Source organism: Enterobacter sp. P82, assembly GCF_037053385.1.
In the GTDB taxonomy this organism is placed as follows: domain Bacteria; phylum Pseudomonadota; class Gammaproteobacteria; order Enterobacterales; family Enterobacteriaceae; genus Enterobacter.
Genome location: NZ_JBALHX010000008.1, coordinates 81,086 through 98,734, shown reverse-complemented (window position 1 = coordinate 98,734; position 17,649 = coordinate 81,086). Strand labels below are relative to the sequence as shown.

Here is a 17,649-nt window from a genome sequence, read left to right as displayed (position 1 = left end):
GCTTTAGCGCGGTGGTCCCACCTGACCCCATGCCGAACTCAGAAGTGAAACGCCGTAGCGCCGATGGTAGTGTGGGGTCTCCCCATGTGAGAGTAGGGAACTGCCAGGCATCAAATAAGTGAAGAGGTCATCCGGAAGGATGGCCTTTTTGCGTTTATATGCAAAAAAAACAGGCGAAGTACCGCCCGGCAAGTCGTCAGATCGCACTCCACTCCACAATAAACTCCGCAATCCCATCCACATCATTTAAATTGAGTACCGGAACCTCAAGCGGCAACACAACATCACTGGCCACCGCAATCACATGCTCATCAAGCGTTAACTCGCTAACATCATGCCCGGCATCGCTTCTGAAAAGCAGGATCTTAGGTACAGCCTCATGCTTAAAACCCTCAACCAGCACCAGATCCAACCTGGAATGATCCATTCGACTGACCAGGTAAGCGAGATCCAGCGGCGCTTCATCTGGTGTTTCTGTCATCAGCGCCCAGCGCTGACGACTTGCTACCATAGTTTGAGCTGCACCCGCTTTACGTAACTCATAGCTGTCTTTGCCCGGTTTATCGACATCCATATTATGGTGGGTGTGCTTGATCAATCCTGGATGTATACCCCTGGCGCAAAGGGCAGGAATGAGCGTTTTCAACAGCGTGGTTTTCCCGGTCCCACTCCAGGCGGAAATAGCCAGAACAGGTATCATCATTTCTCCTGCATCATTTGCAAATCTTCAGTTGTATTCACATTCACAAACGCAGACTTCATATCACTGAAATCAATCGAATGGCCGCCAGACTGGCGCATAAAGACCATCACCCTACGCTCTCCCGCCGTCAGGTACTCCTGCAGAGCAGGCACTAATGATCTGTGCATCAACGCGATAGCAGGATGGTCACGCTCACCGTCATGTACCCAGACCACAGGGGCTGCAGCACGAAGCCGTACCAGACGCTCGACAAGGCAGGACGGAATCAATGGGGTATCGCAAGGACAGAAAATAAACCACTCTCCGGGCGACTGCTGCATAACCGAAAGCATACCAGCCAGCGGACCTGGGTAATTTGTCTGGTTATCCTGATAAACGGCGTACCCGCTGCGCTGGTATGTCTCAATATGCCTGTTAGCACTGATGACCATTGTCGTCACCTGGCCTGTAAGCGCATCAGCGACACATTGCCACAAGGGTTTACCGTTCAAAAGCTGAAGCCCCTTATCTTTTCCCCCCATTCGCGTCGATCTGCCACCCGCCAGAACGACCCCAGTGATTTCCAGGTTAAGATTCACGAATATCGCCTCTTTTATTGTGGGATTGACCCTGCTAACGTGTCACTCTAAATGAAAGGAGCACCACCATGAAATGTAAACGTCTGAATGAAGTCATTGAACTCCTCCAGCCAGCCTGGCAAAAAGAGCCAGAGCTGAATTTGATGCAATTTTTACAGAAACTGGCGAAAGAGTCAGGTTTTGACGGCGAACTGGCAGACCTTTCTGATGATATCCTGATCTACCATCTTAAAATGCGTGACTCTGCTAAAGATGCTGTTATTCCAGGTATTCAAAAAGATTATGAGGAAGATTTTAAAACCGCATTGCTGCGCGCCAGAGGCGTAATTAAAGAGTAAAAGCTTGTAAGCGGCGGCACCGAAATCGCCACAAGATGATATCCTGAATCATTCGTATAATTTCCGGATGATCGGATGAACGACCAGGCTTTTACTTTCCAGACATTACACCCGGATACCATTATGGATGCCCTGTTTGAACAGGGTATCCGGGTGGATTCTGGGCTAACGCCATTAAATAGCTACGAAAACCGTGTGTATCAATTTCAGGATGAGGAGCGTCAGCGCTTCGTCGTGAAGTTCTATCGCCCTAAACGTTGGTCAGCAGAACAAATTCAGGAAGAGCATCAATTTGCTCATGATCTGCTGGATGACGATGTACCCGTTGCCGCCCCGCTAAAATTCAATAACCAAACGCTGCTTATGCACGAAGGGTTTTACTACGCTGTCTTCCCAAGCCTCGGTGGTCGCCAGTTTGAAGCGGATAATATTGATCAAATGGAGTGGGTGGCCCGCTATCTGGGACGTATACATCAGACGGGACGCAAAAAATCCTTTATTGCCCGTCCGACTATTGGCATTCAGGAATACCTTCTTGAACCTCGCGAAGTATTCGAAACCTCTGCGCTGATCCCCACAGCGCTAAAGGATAGTTTCCTCAGCGCTACCGATAAGCTTATTGGGGCAGTTAAAGCCAGCTGGCGCGATGATATTTCCGTGCTGCGTCTGCATGGCGATTGTCACACAGGAAATATTCTCTGGCGTGATGGCCCGCTGTTTGTCGATCTCGATGATGCGCGTATGGGACCAGCAGTTCAGGACTTGTGGATGCTGCTCAATGGCGACAAAGCCGAGCAGCGCATGCAGCTTGAAACCATTATTGAAGCCTATGAAGAGTTTAGCCCGTTTAATTCAGATGAAATTACCTTGATTGAACCTTTACGTGCGATGCGTTTTGTTTATTATCTCGCATGGTTAATCAGGCGTTGGGATGATCCCGCGTTTCCCCGAAATTTCCCGTGGCTTACCGGAGAGGATTACTGGCGCAGCCAGATATCTACATTTACTGAGCAGGTTAAGGTTCTTCAGGAACCCCCTCTGCAATTAACGCCGATGTATTAATTGGACACACCCAGGAGAGAGTTAATCATGAAAAAAATTTGGCTGGCGCTGGCAGGAATGATTCTGGCATTTAGCGCTTCTGCTGCGCAGTTTACCGACGGCAAACAGTACATCACGCTGGACAAGCCTGTTGCTGGCGAGCCACAGGTTCTGGAGTTTTTCTCGTTCTATTGCCCACATTGCTATCAGTTCGAGCAGGTGCTGCATGTATCTGACAACGTGAAGAAAAAGCTGCCAGAAGGCACCAAAATGACCAAGTACCACGTTGAATTTCTGGGCCCATTGGGTAAAGACCTGACTCAGGCGTGGGCAGTTGCGATCGCACTGGGCGTAGAAGATAAGATCACTTCCCCAATGTTTGAAGCCGTACAGAAAACCCAGACCGTTCAGACTACTGCCGATATCCGTAAAGTTTTCGTTGATGCGGGTGTGAAAGGGGAAGACTATGACGCGGCATGGAACAGCTTTGTCGTGAAATCTCTGGTGGCTCAACAAGAAAAAGCCGCTGCCGACCTGCAGCTTCAGGGTGTTCCGGCGATGTTTGTTAATGGCAAATATCAGCTGAATATGCAGGGCATGGACACCAGCAGCATGGATATCTTCGTACAGCAGTATGCCGATACTGTGAAATACCTGGTTGAGAAGAAGTAAGATTATTGATGTAAAAACGCCGGTCACTGACCGGCGTTTTTGTATGAAGATTTAATGTTGTCTATCTGTTCGTCTTTCTCTTTCCAGAGTGTATTAAGCCATAACTGGAAACGACGTTTGAAATTCTTATCGTTAACATAATCACCGTGCAATTCGGCCTCGATCGGTACCAGATCAACACGCACAACAATGCGTGTCAGCTTGCCACTGAGCATATCGAAGAACGGCGTTTTATCGTTTTCCGGGTAGCAGAGGGTGACGTTAAGTAATTTATCGAACTGAGCACCCAGCACGTTAAGCGCCATTGCAATACCCGCGGCTTTTGGCGGCAGCAGGTTCTGAAAAGGAGAACGTGTTTGTTGACGCTTCTCTTCAGTAAACCTGGAGCCTTCAACAAAGTTCACGATGGTTGTTGGATGCGCGCGAAACTTTTCGCAGGAACGGCGTGTGGTCTCCACGTCCTTACCGCGACGCTCAGGATGACGGATCAAATAGCTGCGCGAATAGCGTTTCATAAACGGCATATCAAGCGCCCAGCAGGCCAGACCGATGAAAGGAACCCAGGCGAGCTGCTGTTTCAGGAAATATTTGTTCATCGGGATGTGCTTACGGAAAAGCACACATAACACCACGATGTCAGCCCAACTGTGGTGATTGCAAATTAGCAGGTACCAGTTCTTTTTGTTGAGGCTCTCCAGTCCTTCAACATCCCACTTCAGTTGCGGGTTCAGGTACAACAGGATCGCCAGCCCTTCACACCAGCAATACATCATGAAATTACAAAATGTGGACACGGCTCGCCACACCACAGGCACAGGCAGCAGCAGTTTAATCATTCCTGCGACAATGATCGGTACAGAACAGGCGATAGTCACCAGAATCGTTAAAATGATGCTTAACAGTAATGTTATTGCAGCGAGCAATCTCGACATGGTTAGCTTTTTCAAATAGTTAGCTGTAATTGAGCGACCGGCTATTCGGCGCTGGGCGCTGATTTTACCAGAAAACAGACGAAATAATGGCGCTTTCACACGGGGAGTTGATGGCTTTTTCCCTACTGCAGAAGATTTCGCTACGATTCTGCACGAATCAGGGCTTATATCCACATAGACTAAATTGTCATCAGTGGGTAATACAGATGAGATCTAACAAAATAACATTATGATAATTAAGATCTAAATTATATCTCGTATGTATTTTTTGCGTCTGTTATTCATATGAAGTGAAAATATACACAAACTTATCCACAGTTTGTTTTTTGCGAGAGATCTTCACGATCGTAAAATCTTTTCCTGTATCTGGCGCTAATAACTGATGTTTTCATCCTTCTGTGGCATCCTTTAGCCATAAATTGATTAAAGGCACGGACATTATGGTTCAGATCCCAGAAAACCCTCTTATTCTCGTCGACGGCTCTTCTTACCTGTATCGGGCGTATCATGCGTTTCCTCCTCTGACCAATAGCGCAGGGGAACCTACCGGCGCGATGTACGGCGTGCTTAACATGCTGCGCAGCCTGATACTCCAGTATCAGCCAACCCATGCGGCGGTGGTCTTTGATGCCAAAGGCAAAACCTTCCGCGACGAGTTGTTTGAGCATTACAAATCTCACCGTCCGCCAATGCCTGACGATCTGCGTGCGCAGATTGAGCCGCTGCACGCCATGGTGAAAGCGATGGGCCTGCCGCTGCTGGCGGTCTCTGGTGTTGAAGCCGATGACGTCATCGGCACACTGGCGCGTGAAGCTGAAAAAATGGGCCGTCCGGTGCTGATCAGCACCGGTGATAAAGATATGGCGCAGTTGGTAACGCCAGGTATCACCCTGATTAACACCATGACCAACACCATTCTTGGGCCTGAAGAGGTTGTCACAAAATATGGCGTACCGCCTGAGCTGATTATCGACTTCCTCGCGTTGATGGGCGACTCGTCGGATAACATCCCTGGAGTCCCTGGTGTCGGTGAAAAAACGGCACAGGCGCTGCTTCAGGGGTTAGGCGGGCTGGATACGCTGTACGCGGAATCGGATAAAATCGCCGGGCTCTCCTTCCGTGGTGCAAAAACCATGGCCGGAAAACTTCAAGATAACAAAGAGGTGGCTTACCTCTCTTATAAGCTGGCAACGATTAAAACCGATGTCGAACTGGAACTGGGTTGTGAGCAACTGGAAGTGCAGCAGCCTTCTGCTGACGATCTGCTGAGCTTGTTTAAGCAATACGAATTCAAGCGCTGGATCACCGACGTCGAAAGCGGCAAGTGGTTACAGGCAAAAGGGGCTAAGCCAGCAGCAAAACCGAAAGAGACGATAGTTGTTGATGCTGAAGAACAGGCCGAAGAAGAAGCCGTAACCTTGTCCTTCGACAACTACGAGACCATTCTTGAAGAGTCACAGCTGATCGCCTGGATTGAGAAACTGAAAAAAGCGCCGGTCTTTGCTTTCGACACGGAAACCGACAGCCTCGACAACATCTCTGCCAATATGGTGGGCCTGTCATTTGCGACAGAACCGGGGATGGCGGCTTATGTTCCTGTTGCACACGATTACCTGGATGCGCCGGCGCAGATCTCCAGTGAACGTGTGCTTGAGCTGCTGAAGCCGGTTCTGGAAGACGACAAGACGCTCAAAGTCGGGCAAAACCTGAAGTACGATCGCGGTATTCTGCAAAACTACGGTATTGAGCTGCGCGGTATTGCATTCGACACCATGCTGGAATCCTACATTCTGGACAGTGTTGCAGGTCGCCATGATATGGATTCCTTATCAGACCGTTGGCTGAAACATAAAACCATCACTTTCGAAGAGATTGCCGGTAAGGGGAAAAATCAACTTACCTTCAACCAGATTGCACTCGAAGAGGCGGGTCGCTATGCCGCGGAAGACGCGGATGTCACCCTGCAATTGCACCTGAAGATGTGGCCAAAACTTCAGAAAGAAGCAGGGCCGCTGAACGTATTCCAGCATATTGAGATGCCATTGGTGCCTGTGCTTTCACGTATTGAGCGCAATGGCGTTAAAATCGATCCAACCGTATTGCATAACCACTCCGGGGAGCTTGCGCAGCGTCTGACCGAGCTTGAGCAAAAAGCGCATGAGCTTGCTGGAGAACCGTTTAACCTCTCGTCGCCGAAACAGCTGCAAACCATCCTGTTTGAAAAGCAGGGCATCAAGCCGCTGAAGAAAACACCTGGCGGTGCACCGTCGACGTCTGAAGAGGTGCTTGAAGAGCTGGCACTGGATTACCCCCTGCCAAAAGTGCTTCTGGAGTATCGGGGTCTCGCGAAGCTGAAGTCCACTTACACTGATAAGCTCCCGCTGATGATCAACCCGAAAACAGGCCGTGTGCATACCTCGTATCATCAGGCTGTGGCGGCGACGGGTCGACTCTCGTCAACAGATCCAAACCTGCAGAACATTCCGGTACGTAATGAAGAAGGTCGCCGAATCCGTCAGGCTTTTATTGCTCCAGATGACTACCTGATCGTCTCTGCTGACTACTCGCAAATTGAGCTACGTATTATGGCGCATTTGTCCCGTGACAAAGGTTTGCTGACCGCTTTTGCCGAAGGGAAAGATATCCACCGTGCAACCGCGGCGGAAGTCTTCGGTTTGCCGTTGGATAGCGTAACCAACGAACAGCGCCGCAGCGCCAAAGCGATCAACTTTGGTTTGATCTACGGTATGAGCGCATTTGGTCTGTCGCGCCAGCTCAACATTCCACGCAAAGAGTCGCAGAAGTATATGGATCTCTACTTCGAGCGTTATCCTGGCGTGCTGGAATATATGGAACGCACCCGCGCACAGGCGAAAGAGAAAGGTTATGTCGAAACACTGGATGGCCGCCGTCTCTACTTACCAGACATCAAATCCAGCAATGCAGCGCGACGCGCTGGTGCAGAACGTGCGGCAATCAACGCCCCTATGCAAGGTACTGCGGCGGACATCATTAAGCGTGCGATGATCGCCGTTGATACCTGGCTGGAAAAAGAGAACCCTCGCGTGAAAATGATCATGCAGGTTCACGATGAACTGGTATTCGAAGTGCACAAAGACGACCTCGAAGCTGTATCGAAGAAGATCCACGAACTGATGGAAAGTAGCATGACACTCGACGTGCCGTTGCTGGTGGAAGTCGGAAGTGGTGAAAACTGGGATCAGGCTCACTAAAGGCTCTGTGAATAACGCGCTTTTTATGTAAGTTAGCAACATAACAAAGTGCGTTTTGTGACGATCATTAGAATTCCCTATGTAAATAATGAAAAAAAACTACAAAAAGTGCTTTTTCTGCAGCAAAAAAAGGGGTAGAGTTATCGACGTAGGGTACAGAGGTAAGATGTTCTATCTTTCAGACCTTTTACTTCACGTAATCGGATTTGGCTGAATATTTTAGCCGCCCCAGTCAGTAATGACTGGGGCGTTTTTTATTGCGGCAAAGAAACATTCAGGTAAAAAAAAGCGCGGACATCGCCGCGCTCGGTATTACTCTTCTTCCGCTTCCGTCGCGGGCTCCAGCTCGCTAAACCAGGTGTCGAGCTTCTGACGCAGTTTGTCTACACCCTGCTTTTTCAGAGAGGAGAAAGGCTCCACCTGCACATCACCGTTGAAAGCCAGCACCGCTTCGCGAACCATATTCACCTGCGCTTTACGCGCGCCGCTTGCCAGCTTATCGGCTTTCGTCAACAGCACCAGTACGGCAATATCGCTTGCTACAGCCCAGTCGATCATCTGTTGATCAAGATCTTTCAGAGGGTGGCGAATATCCATCAGTACCACCAGACCTTTCAGGCACATGCGTTTTTCCAGGTATTCACCCAGCGCACGCTGCCACTTGATTTTCATCTCTTCGGGTACCTGAGCGTAACCGTAGCCCGGTAAGTCGACCAGGCGTTTGCCCTCTGCCACTTCAAACAGGTTAATCAACTGGGTACGGCCAGGTGTTTTTGAGGTACGCGCCAGGCTTTTCTGATTGGTCAGCGTGTTCAGGGCGCTGGATTTTCCCGCATTGGAGCGGCCAGCAAATGCCACTTCAATACCGGTATCAGAAGGAAGGTGGCGAATATCGGGCGCACTGGTGACAAAATGCGTCTGTTGGTAGTTCCAGGTAGTCACGTGGTCGTCTCCAAAATCGTAATCTGAAGGGGATTATACCCGAATGCAGGCAAAAGGCTTTTCTGATTGCATATGGCCTGTAGGTGAAAGCCCTGGCCGTTGTGAGAGATCGGCTAATTAAGCTTTGGGAGATTTCAGAGAAATCGCAGGTGCCAAAAATGGCAAACTATTTTAAATCATAAACTTAAATGCGGGTAATTATCTGAAAATCCCTTTTTGTACTGTTTCGTTGCTTGTTAGTTTAACGGAACAAGGTAAAGTGTGCGTCAGGGCGAGGAAGCCAACAGGAAATCGACTTAAGGATTAGGGGTCAGGAGCGCCAGGAGGCGAAGACGCAGGATTGTCAGGATGACCAGCGCCTGGAGGCGTTTTAACAGGAAATGGAACCGTATCACGGACGGTATCAGCCAAGGGATAAACAGGGCTTGTTGTTGGCAAACACGGAATGTCTGACCCGCTAAGGGTTGTGAGTCAGGAAAAAAGGCGACAGATTGCTCTGTCGCCTTTTTTCTTTGCTTGCTTTCTGCTAGATTTCGCCGCAATTCTATACTGAAGAAAACGACTTAAAGATAAAACATCATGAAAAAACCAACCTCCGCTGCGGGCGCTAAACGCCCTGCAAAAGCACGCCGCAAAACGCGCGAAGAACTGAACCAGGAAGCGCGCGATCGTAAACGCGACAAAAAGCATCGCGGTCATGCTGCGGGTAGCCGTGCGAACGGCGGTGGTACTGCGGGCGCTTCTGCAAAAGGTAAGCAGCAGAAAGATCCTCGTATCGGCAGTAAAACTCCCATTCCACTGGGCGTGACAGACACCCCGGTCACTAAGCAGCACAAACCAAAGAGCGAGAAACCTATGCTTTCACCGCAGGCTGAGCTGGATATGCTGGAGAACGATGAGCGCCTGGACGCGCTGCTGGAACGTCTTGAAGAGGGGGAAACCCTGACTGCCGAAGAGCAGTCTTGGGTTGATGCCAAACTGGATCGCATTGATGAGCTGATGCAGAAGCTTGGTCTGTCTTACGACGATGAAGATGACGAAGAAGAAGAAGAAAAGCAGGAAGATATGATGCGTCTTCTGAAGGGTGGAAACTAACATTTGCACCCGGCAGGAACGCTGGTCCTGCTTATAACCCTTCCGGTTATATGTTATCTGGTGTGGTTATTCGTTAAACTACGGCGGTTGTCGCGGCGCCAGAAATGGCTGCGCACCCGAATGATGGCTCGCAACGGGGCCAGGTCGGGCCGCCGTATACGAACGCGACACCAACGGAAGGAGTGAGCATGTCTGTACCATCTATCGACTGGGATTTGGCCCTAATCCAGAAATATAACTATTCCGGGCCGCGTTATACGTCATACCCCACCGCGCTGGAGTTCTCCGATACCTTCGGCGAGGGGGATTTTCAGCAGGCCGTGGCGCGCTATCCTGAACGCCCGCTTTCGCTCTACGTCCATATTCCGTTCTGCCATAAGCTCTGCTACTTCTGCGGCTGCAATAAAATAGTGACCCGCCAGCAGCATAAAGCTGATCAGTATCTTGACGCGCTCGAACAGGAAATTGTGCATCGCGCGCCGCTGTTTAAAGACCGTCACGTCAGCCAACTTCACTGGGGCGGCGGTACGCCAACTTATTTGAATAAAGCGCAAATAAGCCGTCTGATGAGCCTGCTGCGCGGTAATTTCAGTTTTAACGCCGACGCTGAAATCTCGATCGAAGTCGATCCGCGTGAAATTGAACTGGATGTATTGGATCACTTACGCGCTGAAGGTTTTAACCGCCTGAGTATGGGCGTGCAGGATTTCAATAAAGAAGTACAGCGTCTGGTGAACCGTGAGCAGGACGAAGAGTTTATCTTCGCCTTACTGAATCACGCGCGTGAAATTGGTTTCACCTCGACCAACATTGACCTGATTTACGGCCTGCCAAAGCAGACGCCCGAAAGTTTTGCCTTCACACTGAAACGCGTGGCCGAACTCAATCCGGACCGTCTGAGCGTCTTTAACTATGCGCACTTACCAACGCTGTTCGCTGCCCAGCGCAAAATAAAAGATGCCGATCTCCCTTCTGCCCAACAGAAGCTGGATATTTTGCAGGAAACCATTACTTCACTGACTGAGACCGGTTACCAGTTCATCGGTATGGATCACTTTGCCCGTCCGGATGACGAACTGGCCATTGCTCAGCGTGAAGGGGTATTGCACCGGAATTTCCAGGGCTACACTACCCAGGGCGATACCGATTTGCTGGGGATGGGCGTCTCTGCCATCAGCATGATTGGCGACTGCTATGCACAAAACCAGAAAGAGCTGAAGTCGTACTACCAGCAGGTTGATGACGCCGGCAACGCGCTGTGGCGCGGCATTGCGTTAACGCGCGATGACTGCATTCGCCGTGATGTCATTAAGGCGCTTATCTGCAACTTCCGTCTCGATTTCAGTGACGTTGAGTCGCAGTGGGGTCTGCACTTCAGCGATTATTTTGCGGAAGACCTGAAGCTGATTGCACCGCTGGCGAAAGATGGGCTGGTGGATGTATCTGAGAGTATGATTGAGGTCACGCCGAAAGGGCGTCTGTTGATCCGTAATATCTGCATGTGCTTTGACGCGTATCTGCGTCAGAAAGCACGTATGCAGCAGTTCTCGCGGGTGATTTAAGGCGCATAGCCAAAAGTATGAAACGTAGGCCGGGTAAGGCGAAGCCGCCACCCGGCTTTTACGTTCAACTCCGCTAGCTAAACAGCCCAACCAGCGCCGCACACAACATAGCCGCAACGGCTGTTTGCGGTGTGTGGCTTTCGGCTGCACCGCTAGAGAGCAAATTCACTAATGATTCCAGCATGATGGTCCCCCCAATTTCCGGGCACGATCATACAAAACTCATCGGAACAGTAAAGCGCAAAATAACAGCATTTTGCGCTCAATTAATAACCTTTACACTTCGGGGGAACATTACTCCATACCCAGCTCTTTCAGCTTGCGCGTCAGGGTATTACGTCCCCATCCCAACAGGCGAGCGGCTTCCTGCTTATGCCCCTGTGTATGACGAAGCGCGGTAGTTAAAAGCGTACGCTCCATCTCTGGCTGAGCTTCAGACAGCAGGTTTTGATGACCGGAACGCAGGGCGCGGTCGGCCCACTGCGCCAGTAGCGTTGCCCAGCTGTCCGGCAGCGCGTGCCCGGTACTGCTCTCTGGCGCGGATGCCTCAAACAACTCTGCCGGTAAATCCTGAATCAACACTTCCTGCCCGGCGGCCATCACGGTTAGCCAGCGGCAAGTGTTTTCCAGCTGGCGCACGTTGCCAGGCCACGCCAGACGCGTGAGGGCTGCGTCGGTTTCCGGGTGAAGCTGCTTCGCTTCCACACCCAGTTCCCGGGCTGCCACCTGCAGGAAGTGACGTGCCAGGCGGGGAATATCTTCCCGACGTTCACGCAGCGGCGGCAGATGAACGCGAATGACGTTCAGACGGTGGAATAAATCCTCACGGAATTTTCCTTCCTGCACGCGTTGCTCCAGGTTCTGGTGAGTCGCGGCGATAATGCGCACGTCCACCTTCACCGGCGCATAGCCACCCACGCGATAAAACTGCCCGTCGGCCAGTACACGCAACAGGCGGGTCTGGACATCCAGCGGCATATCGCCAATTTCATCCAGGAATAGCGTACCGCCGTCCGCCTGTTCGAAACGTCCCTGGCGAATGGTATTTGCGCCGGTAAATGCCCCTTTTTCATGGCCGAACAGTTCGGATTCAATCAAATCCTTCGGGATCGCTGCCATATTCAGGGCGATAAACGGGGCTTTTGCCCGCGGGCTGTGGCGATGTAATGCATGTGCCACGAGCTCTTTACCGGTTCCCGATTCACCGTTAATCAATACACTGATGGACGAGCGGGACAAACGGCCAATAATACGAAACACATCCTGCATCGCCGGCGCTTCACCGATGATGTCAGTTGTTGGCCCAAAATCGGGTGTGTGGCGAGGCTGTTGTTGTTCCTGATAGTGGCTAATCGCGCGCTCAACCAGCGCGACCGCTTCGTCGATATCAAACGGTTTTGGCAGGTAATCGAACGCCCCTTGCTGATAGGCGCTCACTGCGGCATCAAGATCGGAATGTGCCGTCATTATGATGACCGGAAGCATCGGGTGACGTTGTTTGATCTGCTTTAAAAGCGCCAGCCCGTCCATTCCCGGCATGCGAATATCCGAAAGCAGAACGTCCGGCGTTTTGGTGGTGAGTGCGTCGAGTACTTCGCTGCCGCTCTCAAACGTCGTGCAGCTTAATCCTGCCCCTGTGAGCGCGCGTTCAAGCACCCAACGGATGGAGCTATCGTCATCGACTACCCAGACTATCCCTCGTTGCATAAACGTCACCTTTATTTTTTAATCGGCAGGAAAACCGAAAACTCGGTATGTCCCGGCCAACTGTTAAATTCAATTTTTCCAGAGTGTTGATCGATCAAACTGCGTGCAATGGATAAGCCCAGGCCGGTTCCGCCTTCGCGACCACTTACCATCGGGTAGAACAGGGTGTCCTGTAGATGCGATGGAATACCAGGTCCGTTATCCTCAACGTCGATTCGGGCTGCCAGACGATAGCGTACGCCGTGTAACGTGAGCTGGAAGGCGGTGCGGGTACGTAAAATAATCTCGCCCCCTTCCGGCCCCAGAGCCTGCAAGGCATTGCGTACAATATTCAACAGCACTTGCTCAATCTGATCCGGGTCATGTGCCAGTTCCGGCAGGCTTGGGTCGTAATCACGCACCAGTGTGACGTTTTCTGGTAACTCCATCGAAACCAGTTTCACCACCCGCTCAGCCACTTTATGGATGCTTTCTGTGACGTGCATTCCCGGCTGCTGAGGACCGAGAAGACGGTCTACCAGATTGCGCAGACGGTCCGCCTGCTCAATGATGACGTTGGTGTACTCCGCCAGCGCGGGGTCGGGCAGCGCCTTGGTCAGGAGTTGTGCTGCGCCGCGTAATCCACCCAGCGGGTTTTTGATTTCATGCGCCAGACCTCGCACCAGGTCGCGGGCGGCAATTTGCTGGGCATGCTGAAGCTGCTCCTGGCTCAGTCGGCGCTGATTATCCATCGGAGCCATTTCCAGCAGGATCAGTCCTTCAGGAAGGCGTTGGGCAGTCAGTGACAGAATATGCGAGCGCCCGTCGATAACCAGCGTGACTTCGTTATCCGTGAATCCCTGACCGGCCTGCAAACTTTCCTGCATCAGGCCAATATTCAGCGAAAAATAACTCAGTAATTCTGGAAGCGGGGTGCCAAACAGTTTACGTGCGCTTTGGGCGAGCAGCTGCTGTGCCGCCGGGTTGGCATAATGTACGGCCAGCTCGTCGTCGACCAGCAAGATACTGTTAATCAAAGAATTGAGGATCTGCCCAGCATCGGGCAGCGTGCCAGTTGCCATTCAGCAGTCTCCTGGAGTTGTTTGCACTAATTTAGTGCAGTATAGCTTTTTCGTCGTAAAAAGCGCGCGAGATCAGGTTGTTGGTGGAGAAAAAAGCCCATCCGGAGATGGGCTAAAAGTTTCCACGGCAACTACCCCCGGCGTTTGTCACGCCGGGTAAAACAACTTAATTAAACGCTGTAGTACAGCTCGAACTCTACCGGATGCGGAGTCATACGCACGCGGTCGTTCTCTTCAGTACGCAGGGCGATGTAAGCATCGATAGCGTCGTCAGTGAATACGCCACCTGCAGTCAGGAACTCACGGTCTGCGTCCAGCGCCTGCAGGGCTTCTTCCAGAGAACCAGCAACCTGTGGGATCTCTTTCGCTTCTTCTGGCGGCAGGTCGTACAGGTTTTTGTCCATTGCTTCGCCTGGGTGGATCTTGTTCTTGATACCATCCAGACCAGCCATCAGCAGTGCTGCGAAGCACAGGTATGGGTTAGCCGCTGGGTCCGGGAAGCGCACTTCGATACGACGCGCTTTAGGAGAAGCAACAACCGGGATACGGATAGAAGCAGAACGGTTACGCGCAGAGTAGGCCAGCATTACTGGCGCTTCGTAGCCCGGGACCAGACGCTTGTAGGAGTTAGTGGTTGGGTTAGCCAGGGCGTTGATCGCTTTAGCGTGTTTGATTACGCCGCCGATGTAATACAGCGCCTGCTCAGACAGACCAGCATATTTGTCGCCAGAGAACAGGTTGGTACCGTTCTTGGACAGGGACATGTGGCAGTGCATACCGGAACCGTTGTCGCCAAACATAGGTTTTGGCATGAAGGTAGCGGTTTTACCGAAACGGTGCGCAACGTTGTGCACAACGTATTTGTAGATCTGAATTTCGTCTGCTTTTTTGGTCATGGTGTTGAAGCGGGTAGCCACTTCGTTCTGACCCGCAGTCGCCACTTCGTGGTGGTGAGCTTCAACTACCAGGCCCATCTCTTCCATCACCAGACACATGGTGGAACGAATGTCCTGTGCTGAGTCGACCGGAGGAACCGGGAAGTAACCGCCTTTAACGCCTGGACGGTGACCTTTGTTACCACCTTCGTATTTGGTGGAAGAGTTCCATGCGCCTTCGATATCGTCGATAGCAACGTGGGAACCAGAAATAGACGCACCGAAACGGATGTCGTCGAACAGGAAGAATTCTGGCTCTGGCCCGAACAGAACGGTGTCTGCGATGCCGGTAGAACGCAGGTACTCTTCAGCGCGTTTTGCGATAGAACGTGGGTCGCGGTCGTAGCCCTGCAGCGTGCCTGGCTCGAGGATGTCGCAACGGATGATAAGGGTTGGTTCTTCGAAGAACGGATCAATGACCGCAGTGGTCGCATCTGGCATCAGAACCATGTCGGATTCGTTAATGCCTTTCCAGCCACCAATGGAGGAGCCGTCAAACATTTTGCCTTCTTCGAAGAATTCGGCGTTTACCTGATGAGCAGGAATTGTGACGTGCTGTTCTTTACCTTTGGTATCGGTGAAGCGCAGATCAACAAACTTCACTTCATGTTCGTTCAGCATCGTCAAAACGTGTTCAGCGGACATACTTAACTCTCCAGATTGGTCATTGTCGTCGTGGTAACGAGGTCTTCAATTTCTGTTTGTACTGGCTGTTGCCATGTATTTTTTATAAAGCGAAATCTGTGCCAACTTTTAAAACACCCCAAAAAGGCGTTATCATGCGCACCATAGTGCAAAAGGGCTGCACCACAATGGATTTGTTGCACCAGTATAGTGCTTCAATGTGAACATTGAGCACCATATTGGTGCAATTTACGTTAAAGTGCCCTTTTACCGCTCCGTGAAAGCGATCACAAAGCATCTCTGCAATACTTGTTTGCGGGGGATGTTTGTGATCCTGTTTTGTAGTGCGATTAATCCGTGTACAATAACGCGCTATTTCTAAATGCCTGAGGCAAAGTTGTGATCGAAAATTTGCGTAACATCGCCATCATCGCGCACGTTGACCATGGTAAAACTACCTTGGTTGACAAGCTGCTGCAGCAATCCGGTACGTTTGATGCGCGTGCCGAAACCCAAGAACGCGTGATGGACTCCAACGATTTGGAGAAAGAGCGTGGGATTACCATCCTCGCGAAAAACACCGCGATTAAATGGAATGACTACCGTATCAACATCGTTGATACCCCAGGGCACGCCGACTTCGGTGGTGAAGTTGAACGTGTAATGTCCATGGTAGACTCCGTTCTGCTGGTCGTTGACGCAATGGATGGCCCAATGCCACAGACGCGCTTCGTGACCAAAAAAGCATTTGCCCATGGTCTGAAGCCAATCGTTGTTATCAACAAAGTTGACCGTCCTGGCGCGCGTCCTGACTGGGTTGTTGACCAGGTATTCGACCTGTTCGTTAACCTCGACGCGACCGACGAGCAGCTGGACTTCCCTATCGTTTACGCTTCTGCGCTGAACGGTATTGCGGGTCTGGATCACGAAGACATGGCTGAAGACATGACCCCGCTGTACCAGGCGATTGTTGACCGTGTTCCTGCGCCAAACGTCGATCTCGACGGCACCCTGCAGATGCAGATCTCTCAGCTCGACTACAACAACTATGTTGGTGTAATCGGCATTGGTCGTATCAAGCGCGGTAAAGTGAAGCCTAACCAGCAGGTCACTATCATTGATAGCGAAGGCAAAACCCGTAACGGTAAAGTCGGTAAAGTACTGACTCACCTGGGCCTTGAGCGTATCGAGAGCGACATCGCGGAAGCGGGCGACATCATCGCCATCACTGGTCTGGGTGAACTGAACATCTCCGACACCATCTGCGACCCGCAGAACGTCGAAGCGCTGCCAGCCCTGTCCGTTGATGAACCAACCGTATCCATGTTCTTCAACGTCAACACCTCTCCGTTCTGCGGGAAAGAAGGTAAATTTGTTACCTCTCGTCAGATCCTTGACCGCCTGAACAAAGAGCTGGTGCACAACGTTGCGCTGCGCGTTGAAGAAACCGAAGACGCTGATGCATTCCGCGTTTCAGGTCGTGGTGAGCTGCACCTGTCTGTTCTGATCGAAAACATGCGTCGTGAAGGTTTCGAAATGGCGGTTTCCCGTCCGAAAGTTATCTTCCGCGAAATCGACGGCCGTAAACAAGAGCCGTTCGAAAACGTGACGCTGGACGTTGAAGAGCAGCACCAGGGTTCTGTGATGCAGGCTCTGGGTGAGCGTAAAGGCGACCTGAAAAACATGAATCCAGATGGCAAAGGCCGCGTACGTCTTGACTACGTGATCCCAAGCCGTGGTCTGATCGGCTTCCGTTCAGAATTCATGACCATGACTTCCGGTACTGGTCTGCTGTACTCCACCTTCAGCCACTACGACGATGTTCGTCCGGGCGAAGTTGGCCAGCGTAACAACGGCGTGCTGATCTCCAACGGTCAGGGTAAAGCGGTTGCGTTTGCGCTGTTCGGTCTGCAGGATCGCGGTAAGCTGTTCCTGGGTCACGGTGCTGAAGTTTATGAAGGCCAGATCATCGGTATTCACAGTCGTTCTAACGACCTGACTGTAAACTGCCTGACCGGTAAGAAACTGACCAACATGCGTGCGTCCGGTACTGACGAAGCAACGGTTCTGGTTCCACCGGTCAAAATGACTCTGGAGCAGGCTCTGGAATTCATCGATGACGACGAACTGGTAGAAGTGACTCCACAGTCAATTCGTATCCGTAAACGTCACCTGACCGAGAACGATCGTAAACGTGCTATGCGCGGTGCGAAAGAAGAGTAATTC

16 protein-coding genes and 1 rRNA gene are annotated in these 17,649 nt (G+C 51.3%); 9 read left to right on the top strand and 8 right to left on the bottom strand.

Annotation, left to right across the window (positions count from 1 at the left end; translation table 11 throughout):
• Window positions 1–109, top strand: a 5S ribosomal RNA gene (gene rrf, locus WB237_RS21775); the annotation flags it as partial.
• Window positions 110–196: 87 nt separating this feature from the next.
• Here the strand turns inward: rrf and mobB are convergent.
• Both mobB and mobA read right to left on the bottom strand, forming a co-directional pair.
• Window positions 197–700 carry a molybdopterin-guanine dinucleotide biosynthesis protein MobB gene (mobB, locus tag WB237_RS21770; RefSeq protein WP_336216349.1) on the bottom strand — a complete coding sequence of 168 codons (504 nt, stop codon included), beginning with the start codon at window positions 698–700 and terminating at the stop codon, window positions 197–199.
• The gene (gene mobA, locus WB237_RS21765; protein ID WP_336216340.1) at window positions 700–1,281 is read right to left on the bottom strand and encodes a molybdenum cofactor guanylyltransferase MobA; all 582 of its coding nucleotides are present in this window, start codon (window positions 1,279–1,281) and stop codon (window positions 700–702) included. The genes mobB and mobA overlap by 1 nt, the downstream gene beginning before the upstream one ends.
• Before the next feature lie 68 nt (window positions 1,282–1,349).
• Here mobA and WB237_RS21760 point away from each other — a divergent pair, with 68 nt between their 5' ends.
• The 3 genes from WB237_RS21760 to dsbA all read left to right on the top strand — a co-directional run bounded on the left by WB237_RS21760 (window position 1,350) and on the right by dsbA (window position 3,332).
• Entirely contained in the window at window positions 1,350–1,619 is a 270-nt protein-coding gene (locus tag WB237_RS21760) for a YihD family protein (RefSeq protein WP_003861904.1), read from the top strand.
• Between the two features lie 75 nt (window positions 1,620–1,694).
• Window positions 1,695–2,681 (top strand): serine/threonine protein kinase, encoded by a 987-nt coding sequence (locus WB237_RS21755; RefSeq protein ID WP_336216337.1) that lies wholly within the window; start codon window positions 1,695–1,697, stop codon window positions 2,679–2,681.
• A gap of 27 nt (window positions 2,682–2,708) precedes the next feature.
• Complete coding sequence (dsbA, locus tag WB237_RS21750; protein ID WP_256068266.1) at window positions 2,709–3,332, top strand: thiol:disulfide interchange protein DsbA; 624 nt, start codon at window positions 2,709–2,711, stop codon at window positions 3,330–3,332.
• Between the two features lie 23 nt (window positions 3,333–3,355).
• Here dsbA and WB237_RS21745 read toward each other — a convergent pair whose 3' ends face one another.
• Complete coding sequence (locus WB237_RS21745; protein WP_336216335.1) at window positions 3,356–4,264, bottom strand: acyltransferase; 909 nt, start codon at window positions 4,262–4,264, stop codon at window positions 3,356–3,358.
• A gap of 440 nt (window positions 4,265–4,704) precedes the next feature.
• On the opposite strand from WB237_RS21745, the gene polA reads away from it, so the two are divergent.
• Entirely contained in the window at window positions 4,705–7,497 is a 2,793-nt protein-coding gene (polA, locus tag WB237_RS21740) for a DNA polymerase I (RefSeq protein WP_336216334.1), read from the top strand.
• Between the two features lie 166 nt (window positions 7,498–7,663).
• Entirely contained in the window at window positions 7,664–7,711 is a 48-nt protein-coding gene (locus WB237_RS23080) for a spot 42 RNA, inhibition of DNA synthesis (protein ID WP_071892919.1), read from the top strand.
• A 98-nt stretch (window positions 7,712–7,809) separates the two neighbouring features.
• On the opposite strand, the gene yihA is transcribed toward WB237_RS23080, so the two are convergent.
• On the bottom strand, window positions 7,810–8,439 hold the full coding sequence (yihA, locus tag WB237_RS21735; protein WP_028018155.1) for a ribosome biogenesis GTP-binding protein YihA/YsxC: 630 nt from the start codon (window positions 8,437–8,439) through the stop codon (window positions 7,810–7,812).
• Between the two features lie 579 nt (window positions 8,440–9,018).
• Here yihA and yihI point away from each other — a divergent pair.
• Window positions 9,019–9,534, top strand: a complete 516-nt coding sequence (gene yihI, locus WB237_RS21730) for a Der GTPase-activating protein YihI (RefSeq protein WP_129994699.1) — start codon at window positions 9,019–9,021, stop codon at window positions 9,532–9,534.
• A gap of 188 nt (window positions 9,535–9,722) precedes the next feature.
• Window positions 9,723–11,096, top strand: coding sequence for an oxygen-independent coproporphyrinogen III oxidase (gene hemN / locus WB237_RS21725; RefSeq protein ID WP_336216329.1), 1,374 nt, complete (start codon window positions 9,723–9,725; stop codon window positions 11,094–11,096).
• A 73-nt stretch (window positions 11,097–11,169) separates the two neighbouring features.
• Here hemN and WB237_RS21720 read toward each other — a convergent pair whose 3' ends face one another.
• The 4 genes from WB237_RS21720 to glnA all read right to left on the bottom strand — a co-directional run bounded on the left by WB237_RS21720 (window position 11,170) and on the right by glnA (window position 15,444).
• Entirely contained in the window at window positions 11,170–11,280 is a 111-nt protein-coding gene (locus WB237_RS21720) for a YshB family small membrane protein (protein ID WP_049008129.1), read from the bottom strand.
• 110 nt (window positions 11,281–11,390) lie between these two features.
• Entirely contained in the window at window positions 11,391–12,803 is a 1,413-nt protein-coding gene (gene glnG / locus WB237_RS21715; protein WP_114980043.1) for a nitrogen regulation protein NR(I), read from the bottom strand.
• An 11-nt stretch (window positions 12,804–12,814) separates the two neighbouring features.
• Complete coding sequence (gene glnL, locus WB237_RS21710) at window positions 12,815–13,864, bottom strand: nitrogen regulation protein NR(II) (RefSeq protein WP_129994701.1); 1,050 nt, start codon at window positions 13,862–13,864, stop codon at window positions 12,815–12,817.
• A 170-nt stretch (window positions 13,865–14,034) separates the two neighbouring features.
• Complete coding sequence (glnA, locus tag WB237_RS21705) at window positions 14,035–15,444, bottom strand: glutamate--ammonia ligase (protein WP_008501856.1); 1,410 nt, start codon at window positions 15,442–15,444, stop codon at window positions 14,035–14,037.
• Window positions 15,445–15,822: 378 nt separating this feature from the next.
• Here glnA and typA point away from each other — a divergent pair, with 378 nt between their 5' ends.
• Window positions 15,823–17,646: a ribosome-dependent GTPase TypA gene (typA, locus tag WB237_RS21700; RefSeq protein ID WP_237996078.1), complete on the top strand. Its 1,824-nt coding sequence runs from the start codon at window positions 15,823–15,825 to the stop codon at window positions 17,644–17,646.
• Window positions 17,647–17,649: the final 3 nt, after the last annotated feature.

What these genes read in the sequence shown, in the direction of transcription:
- dsbA (WP_256068266.1), top strand. Translation starts at nt 2,709, where the DNA reads ATGAAAAAAATTTGGCTGGCGCTGGCAGGAATGATTCTGGCATTTAGC.
- glnG (WP_114980043.1), bottom strand. Translation starts at nt 12,803, where the DNA reads ATGCAACGAGGGATAGTCTGGGTAGTCGATGACGATAGCTCCATCCGT.
- WB237_RS21755 (WP_336216337.1), top strand. Translation starts at nt 1,695, where the DNA reads ATGAACGACCAGGCTTTTACTTTCCAGACATTACACCCGGATACCATT.
- WB237_RS21720 (WP_049008129.1), bottom strand. Translation starts at nt 11,280, where the DNA reads ATGCTGGAATCATTAGTGAATTTGCTCTCTAGCGGTGCAGCCGAAAGC.
- polA (WP_336216334.1), top strand. Translation starts at nt 4,705, where the DNA reads ATGGTTCAGATCCCAGAAAACCCTCTTATTCTCGTCGACGGCTCTTCT.
- yihI (WP_129994699.1), top strand. Translation starts at nt 9,019, where the DNA reads ATGAAAAAACCAACCTCCGCTGCGGGCGCTAAACGCCCTGCAAAAGCA.
- WB237_RS21745 (WP_336216335.1), bottom strand. Translation starts at nt 4,264, where the DNA reads ATGTCGAGATTGCTCGCTGCAATAACATTACTGTTAAGCATCATTTTA.
- WB237_RS21760 (WP_003861904.1), top strand. Translation starts at nt 1,350, where the DNA reads ATGAAATGTAAACGTCTGAATGAAGTCATTGAACTCCTCCAGCCAGCC.
- glnL (WP_129994701.1), bottom strand. Translation starts at nt 13,864, where the DNA reads ATGGCAACTGGCACGCTGCCCGATGCTGGGCAGATCCTCAATTCTTTG.
- glnA (WP_008501856.1), bottom strand. Translation starts at nt 15,444, where the DNA reads ATGTCCGCTGAACACGTTTTGACGATGCTGAACGAACATGAAGTGAAG.
- mobB (WP_336216349.1), bottom strand. Translation starts at nt 700, where the DNA reads ATGATACCTGTTCTGGCTATTTCCGCCTGGAGTGGGACCGGGAAAACC.
- hemN (WP_336216329.1), top strand. Translation starts at nt 9,723, where the DNA reads ATGTCTGTACCATCTATCGACTGGGATTTGGCCCTAATCCAGAAATAT.